Origin of the sequence: Psittacicella hinzii, assembly GCF_003585935.1 — a bacterium.
Classification (GTDB): Bacteria; Pseudomonadota; Gammaproteobacteria; order Enterobacterales; family Psittacicellaceae; genus Psittacicella; species Psittacicella hinzii.
The window spans coordinates 1-7,561 of record NZ_NRJG01000099.1 but is presented as its reverse complement, the minus strand read 5'-3'; the positions used below and the strand labels follow the sequence as shown (position 1 = coordinate 7,561).

The 7,561-nt window shown below is 34.7% G+C and carries 7 protein-coding genes; 1 reads left to right on the top strand and 6 read right to left on the bottom strand.

Features of this window, described 5'->3' with window-relative positions; all coding sequences use genetic code 11:
• The first annotated feature begins 344 nt into the window (after window positions 1-344).
• Window positions 345-1,289 carry a type I pantothenate kinase gene (gene coaA / locus CKF58_RS05640; protein WP_119531834.1) on the top strand — a complete coding sequence of 315 codons (945 nt, stop codon included), beginning with the start codon at window positions 345-347 and terminating at the stop codon, window positions 1,287-1,289.
• A gap of 34 nt (window positions 1,290-1,323) precedes the next feature.
• Here the strand turns inward: coaA and nqrF are convergent, their stop codons facing one another.
• Genes nqrF through CKF58_RS05610 form a run of 6 tightly spaced genes read right to left on the bottom strand, consistent with a single transcriptional unit; the run spans window position 1,324 to window position 7,245 of the window.
• Window positions 1,324-2,550 (bottom strand): NADH:ubiquinone reductase (Na(+)-transporting) subunit F, encoded by a 1,227-nt coding sequence (nqrF, locus tag CKF58_RS05635; protein WP_119531832.1) that lies wholly within the window; start codon window positions 2,548-2,550, stop codon window positions 1,324-1,326.
• 11 nt (window positions 2,551-2,561) lie between these two features.
• Window positions 2,562-3,161 (bottom strand): NADH:ubiquinone reductase (Na(+)-transporting) subunit E, encoded by a 600-nt coding sequence (nqrE, locus tag CKF58_RS05630; RefSeq protein ID WP_119531830.1) that lies wholly within the window; start codon window positions 3,159-3,161, stop codon window positions 2,562-2,564.
• Between the two features lie 8 nt (window positions 3,162-3,169).
• Window positions 3,170-3,799 carry an NADH:ubiquinone reductase (Na(+)-transporting) subunit D gene (locus CKF58_RS05625; RefSeq protein ID WP_119531828.1) on the bottom strand — a complete coding sequence of 210 codons (630 nt, stop codon included), beginning with the start codon at window positions 3,797-3,799 and terminating at the stop codon, window positions 3,170-3,172.
• The gene (gene nqrC, locus CKF58_RS05620; RefSeq protein ID WP_119531826.1) at window positions 3,789-4,604 is read right to left on the bottom strand and encodes an NADH:ubiquinone reductase (Na(+)-transporting) subunit C; all 816 of its coding nucleotides are present in this window, start codon (window positions 4,602-4,604) and stop codon (window positions 3,789-3,791) included. The genes CKF58_RS05625 and nqrC overlap by 11 nt, the downstream gene beginning before the upstream one ends.
• Window position 4,605: 1 nt before the next feature.
• Window positions 4,606-5,898 (bottom strand): NADH:ubiquinone reductase (Na(+)-transporting) subunit B, encoded by a 1,293-nt coding sequence (locus CKF58_RS05615; protein ID WP_119531824.1) that lies wholly within the window; start codon window positions 5,896-5,898, stop codon window positions 4,606-4,608.
• 9 nt (window positions 5,899-5,907) lie between these two features.
• A complete protein-coding gene (locus tag CKF58_RS05610; RefSeq protein ID WP_119531822.1) occupies window positions 5,908-7,245 on the bottom strand; it encodes a Na(+)-translocating NADH-quinone reductase subunit A in 1,338 nt (445 codons plus the stop codon).
• Window positions 7,246-7,561 lie beyond the last annotated feature (316 nt).

The following is a 7,561-nucleotide window of genomic DNA, read 5'->3' as shown; positions in this document are numbered from 1 at the left end:
GCCTATTGATAGAAAAATTTAATAATTTGAAAGCATCCTAATTTCTTAAAATATAAAGCTGAAGTTTGCATTTCTAAACAGAGCTGTATCGCAAACCTTATAATTAGAAACTAAATCGGTGTAATATTGGTAATAATATAGTTACTCTCTATAATCCATTTACTTAAAATCTTACAAGTTCTTTATTCTTTCTGCGCCAAAATTGATTAAATTTTTATTAAAAATACACACAACGCGTTATAAGTTGTTATAATGATTTAGTTTTTTTTCACTAGAACCTAAATGGTTCTGCTAGATCCGTTTTTCTTATAACTTAAGAAGATTAGTCTCTTCTAAGTCCCATTATGAATATTCATTTTCACAATTATCGTAACCAAGAGTTTAAGAAACTCAGTTACCAACAGTGGGCCGATTTATCTAATGGTTTATTTATTGAAGTCGATACACAAGAAATTTCACCTCTATTAGGATTTAATGAGACTCTCTTAAATACTGAAGAGCTGAATAGTTCTTATGCTCCATTAGTACGCTTGCTTGACTTAAATTTCCAAAACTACTTACAACAACGCAATATTTTACCTACTTTTCTAAATCAAGATACCCCTAAACCACCTCCATTTATTATTGGTGTAACTGGTTCGGTATCAGTAGGTAAAAGCACATTCTCTCGTATTCTAAAGAAAATTCTCGACAAATTCTATCCAACTTTAACAACCCAAATTATTAACACAGACGGTTTTATTTACCCGCTAAGCTATTTAAATAGCCATAATCTTCTTGCACGTAAAGGCTTTCCTGAAAGTTATGACGTTGAACTCTTAGCGCAGTTTTTAACCGATGTTAAAGAGTGTAAAACCGCTTATGCTCCTGTCTATAGTCATATTACTTATGACCGTCAGTCGCAAATGTTGGAAGTTAATTGTCCAGATATTATTATTCTCGAAGGTTTAAACGTTTTACAAGTAAAACCACAAGAAAGTGATGCTCCAAGCTCACCTGTTGATTTTATTGATTTTGCCATCTATGTCGACGCTTCGTTAGAATTACTTGAAAAATGGTATATTAAACGCTTTAAAAGCTTCCGTGCTAATTCCTTTAAAGATGAAAATTCATATTTTAAACGCTATGCTGATCTAACTGATGAGCAAGCAGAAGCTAAAGCACGTAGTATTTGGCAAAGTATAAATTTACCTAATTATGTTAATAATGTACAACCTACGCAAAAAATTGCTAATGTAATTATTACAAAAGGACAAGATCACAAATTCGTTGAATTTGCTATAAGATAAAAAAAGAGCGCATAAAGCGCTCTTTTTTTTATGTTTAACCACCAAAGTCGTCTAAAAGAATATTATCTTTTTCAACACCTAGGTTAGTTAACATATCGATAACGGCTTTAGTCATCATTGGAGGGCCACACATGTAGTACTCACAATCTTCTGGATTTTCATGTTGTTTTAAGTAGTTTTCATATAAAACGTTGTGAATAAATCCAGTATAACCTGTCCAGTTATCTTCAGGTTGTGGATCTGATAGGGCAACGAACCATTTGAAGTTATCGTTCTCTGCTTGAAGTTGATTGAAATCATCTTCATAGAACATTTCACGTAATGATCTAGCACCATACCAGTAAGACATTTTACGTTTACTGTGTAAACGTTTTAATTGGTCGAAAATGTGTGAACGCATTGGAGCCATACCAGCACCACCACCCACGAATACCATTTCAGCGTCGGTATCTTTAGCAAAGAAGTGACCAAACGGACCTGAAATTGTAACTTTATCACCAGCTTTTAATGACCAAATGTATGAAGACATTTTACCTGGTGGTAAAGATAAATCTTTTGGTGGAGGAGTTGCAATACGTACGTTTAGCATAATAATCCCTTTTTCACCAGGATAGTTAGCCATAGAGTACGCACGTGTTAATGGCTCGTCAACTGTTGATACACAATTAAAGAATCCAAATCTTTCCCAGTCAGCACGGTATTTTTCTGGAATATCAAAATCAGAATATTTTACTGTGTGAGGTTCAGCTTCAATTTGAATATAACCACCGGCACGGAAAGGAACTTCTTCACCTTCAGGAATACGTAATACTAATTCTTTAATGAATGTAGCAACGTTGTTATTAGAAATAACCTCACATTCCCACTTTTTCACACCGAAAATTTCGCGTGGAAGTTCTAATTTCATGTCATTTTTCACATTAACTTGACATGCTAAACGATAACCTTCTTTAGCTTGTAATTTATTAATGTGTGATTCTTCAGTAGGTAGTAAATTACCACCACCTGATTTAACGATAACTTTACATTGACCACATGAGCCACCGCCACCACAAGCACTAGAGATGAAAATACCTTGAGAAGCTAATGCTCCTAAAAGTTTACCACCACGAGGAACTTGTTTGTCTAGACTTGAGTCTTCGTTAATATGTAGAGTTACATCTCCCTGTTGCACAAGGTATTTTTGCGCTACGAGGATTAATGCAACTAGAGCTAACGAAATTACAGTTAATACTATAATTCCATAAAGAATTACATTCATCTTCGCCTCGCTTATAACTTAATACCAGAGAAAATCATAAATGACATTGCCATGATACCCGCGGTAATGAAGATAATACCAATACCACGTAAACCAACTGGAATATCACTGTATTTCATTTTCGTACGTAAACCAGCTAAAAGCACAATCGCTAGCATCCAACCTAGACCTGAACCTAAACTGAATACAACACTTTCTGCAAAGTTATAGCTTCTTTGTACCATGAATTGTACACCACCGAAAATCGCACAGTGTACCGCGATTAGAGGTAGATACACCCCTAAAGCGTTATAAAGAGATGGTACGAATTTATCTAAGAATAACTCTAGAATTTGTACTAAAGCGGCAATAATACCGATAAATACGATATAACTAATAAAGCTTAAATCCACACCTTCCATTAATGCATTTGGACGTAAGATGTAGAAGTAAACTAAGTAAGAACTAGGAACTGCTAGTAATAATACGAAAGTTACTGCAATCCCTAAACTTACAGCTGTTGACACCTTTTTAGAAACGGCTAAGAAAGTACACATCCCTAAAAAGAATGTTAAAGCCATATTCTGAATGAATACAGAATTAACAAATAGCGATAAGTAATGAGATAACATGCACTCTCCTATTCTTCACGTAGGTTTGGACGAAGTTGACGAACTAGCCAAATTAAACAACCAATAATAAAGAATGCTGAAGGCGCAAGTAATAGTAAACCATTTGGTACATACCAACCACCGTTATTTACAGTAGGAAGGATAGTTAAACCGAAAATGCTACCAGAACCAAATAATTCACGAATAAAAGAAACCACTACTAACACTAGGGCATAACCTAGACCGTTACCTAAACCATCTACAAAAGAAGCAAATGGAGGTTCTTTCATTGCAAATGCTTCAGCACGACCCATTACAATACAGTTTGTAATAATTAAACTTACATAAACTGATAGTTGTTTAGATAGATCATAGGCATAAGCACGTAGTACTTGATCGACTAAGATTACAAATGTTGCGATAATTACTAATTGAATAATAATACGCACATTGTTAGGAATAAAATTACGTAGTAAAGAGATGAAAAAGCTTGAAAATGCCGTTACTAGAGCCACAGAAATACCCATGATTACTGCAGTTTGCATTTTCACTGTTACAGCTAGAGCTGAACAGATACCTAACACTTGAATCGCAATTGGGTTGTTATCAATGAAAGGCGAGCTTAAAACTGAAAACAGTTTAGGTTTATTATTTGCCATTTAAATTCACCTCACCGTTACGTAAATTATTTAAAAATTGCGCATAACCTAGTTTACCGAACCAGAATGATAACTGATTATTAACACCATTAGATGTTAAAGTTGCACCAGTTAAAGCATTTACTGTATACGGGTCATTTGGATTGGCATTTTTAACTAATTGAATTTTTGGATCAGTAGGATCACTTGAGTTTAGGTCGTAAATGTTTTTATTTACGAATTGTTTAGTGAAGTTAGGATTTTCTACTTCACCACCTAACCCCGGAGTTTCACCTTGGCTATAGTAAGTAATACCTTTAATTGTATTACCATTTGTATCTACAGCTAATAAACCATACATTACAGACCATAGACCATTACCGTAGAAAGGTAACACTACTTTTGTAACTTGGTTTGTTGCTGGATCTTTTACTAAATAAATACGTAAAATATCCGCAATAGCATTACTTTTTAATCCAGGAGTATTTTCTGCTGAACTAATAGTAGATACATATTGTTTGAATTTATTTAAGATTAAAATATCATCGTAGTTATTAGCTAAATCAGCAGAAACTTCTACTAATTTACCAGTTTTACGATCTAAGTAGCGAGTTTCAATGTATTTATTGAACTCTTGACCTAGATTTTCATTGGTGTAGCTAATATCACTAACTTTTAATACGAATTTTTGGATGTTTTCTGCAATTTGCTTATCTTGTTGTGGTTTTAAAACACTCGCGGCTAAAGCTACGATAAAAGCACATACCACAGAAACAATTGCAACAAATCCTGTTACGTATAGAGTTGAGTTTTTGTTTAGTGCCATATTATCTTGCTCTCCGACGTTTAATGTTTCTTTGAACAACAATATAGTCAATAATTGGCGCGAATAAGTTAGCAAATAGAATCGCTAACATCATACCTTCAGGGAATGCTGGGTTAACAACACGGATTAATACCACTGAAGCACCAATTAAGAAACCATACCACCATTTACCTTTTTCAGTAAATGATGCAGAAACAGGATCTGTCGCCATAAATAGCGTACCGATCATCCAACCACCTAAAACCATATGCCACCAGAATGGTAAAGCAAATAGAGCTTTAGAAGATTCTGAAACAATCGAAGTTGTTGCTAACCAGTTAAAGAATAGAGACATTAAAACTGTACCAACAACTACACCCCATACAATACGCCAAGACGCAATACGTGTAAATAGTAAAACAGCTCCACCAAAGATTAAAGCTAATTTACCTACTTCACCAATAGTACCTGGCATAAAGCCGATAAACGCGTCAAACCATGTTAATTGGTGACCTAATACTTCTTGTGCATGATTAACAGCTAATTGACCTAGTGGAGTTGCACCAGAGAATGCGTCAACATTTGGTGCTACAGTTTTTAAAGTATCAACTACTTGTTGAGTTGAAGCTGTGTACCAAATAGAGTCACCTGTTAATGATGATGGGTATGCAAAGAATAAAAACGCACGACCCGCTAAAGCAGGGTTTACAAGGTTTTTACCTGTACCACCAAAAATTTCTTTAGCGATTACTACCCCGAAAGTAATACCTAGAGCAGCCTGCCATAAAGGAATAGTTGGCGGAAGAATTAATGAGAAAAGAATTGAGGTTACGAAGAAACCTTCATTTACTTCGTGACCACGCACACTAGCAAATAGTACTTCCCAGAAACCACCAACTACGAACACTGTCATATAAATTGGTGCCCAGAAAGCAAAACCAATGATCATTTTACTTAACCAGCTTGCATCAGCTGCAAAACTAGCACCAAAGAAATGAGCTAATTGGTAATGCCAGTTTGAAGCAATAACTTCAGGTAAATGCTCAGTAGTTACACCAGCATTTACTAATGCATTAATCGTTAGGTCACCCACGTTCCAGCTACCAAAGAATGCAGCAGGGAATAGAGCTAACCACACGGTTGTCATAATACGTTTTAAATCAATAACATCACGTACGTGAATACGACCTTGCGTTACACTTTTCGGGGTATAAAAAATTGTGTACACGGCTTCGAATAGCGCGTACCATTTTTCGTGTTTACCACCAGGCAAGAAAGCAGGTTCTAATTTATCGAATAGCTTTTTTAAACCCATAATAAATTCCTACCCCTCTTTTTCAATTTTATTTAGAGCTTCACGTAAATATAACGCATAGTCATATTTACCTTGACAAACAAATGAACATAAAGCTACATCTTCTTCCACTAACTCAAGCACACCTAATTCTTGTGCTGAATCAGTATCACCAGAAATAATGTCGCGTAAGAGAAGAGTTGGGTAAATATCTAAAGGCATCACTCTTTCGAATAAACCAATTGGCACCATACCACGTGACGAACCATTAGTTGTTGTGGTTAATGGTAGATCTTTCTTACCAAAGAAGTTTAAGCGAGAAAGAGAGAATTTTTTAGGTTGCGGAGCAAACCAGCCAATAAATTCTTGTTTAGTGCCTTCTAAAAGAACACTTAGTTGTAAATCATATTGACCTACGTAAGCAAATACGCCTTCAGCTTTATAACCATCTAAAACTGAACCAGAAACAATACGATTTTCACCTTCTTTTAGTTTATTGAAAGTCACATCAGCAACACTTGCACCATAAGGTACACGGTATAAAGTTGGTACTTGTACTTGAGGACCACTTAAAGCAATAACTTTAGTACCGTCTAAACGACCTGTGCTAAATAATTTACCAATCGCAATTACATCTTGGTAATTTAGGTGGTAAGCAATTTTAGTTAGCGATACAGGTGCTAAGAAATTAATATGTGTTCCAACTAAACCAGCAGGGTGTACACCTTTAAATTGTTCGTATGTAAAACCATTTACTGGTTGTACATTGAAGTTTGGACCACCTACAACAAATTTATTAGCTACTGGTGCAAAAACTTCTGCTAATACAGCTAGACCAAAATTAAATGCTTCTTTATCTGCATTTAAAATTACATCTGCATCAGGGTGACCTGGATTAGTATCATGTGCGTTAATAAATAAAGAATTAGGAACTACATTTGGATCAGCGAGATTACCAAATGGTCGAGTTCTTAAACTAACCCATAAACCTGAATTTAGTAACTGCTCTTTTAATGCAGCACCTTGTCCAGATAGTTCAGTTAAAGAGTATTTTTTGAACTCTACTGCAGCTGTATCTTCTTTACTAACTTGGATTACTAATGATTGAAACGCTCGACGTTCACCACGGTTAATAGCTTTCACAGTACCGCTTACTGGTGAAGTGAAGCAAATTTCAGGGTGCTTTTTATCAACTAAAACCACTTGACCCTTTTCAACGGTATCACCCTCTCTTACTTTGAGAGTTGGCTTTAAATTGTTAAAAGAGGCACCAACTATAGCTACTTCATTAACTGTAACATCATCATGGATTACTTGGTTTGGACTTCCTGCTAAAGGCAAGTCAAAACCTTTTTTGATAGTAATCATAGTTACCCTCACTTTAACAGCAATATTTATATTGCCTAATTTCTACTCTATTTTTATTTTTAGATAAAAATTAACTGATGCCTTTTTAGCAAATTAAAAAACTTGTTAATTAAATTACAAGTTGAATTTGTAACCTGACACTTTATCTAGTGCTAAAAAGGGTTCATTGCAATTTTTGGGTCTAAAGTTAAAGATTTGATAAATAGTTAAAATTTTAATCAAAATTCATTCTACTTCATCAAAGCTCTAAGCAAAATATTGGATGAACTTTTTTGTCGTTTTTTATCTAAAAATATGCTTTTATATTATACAATAG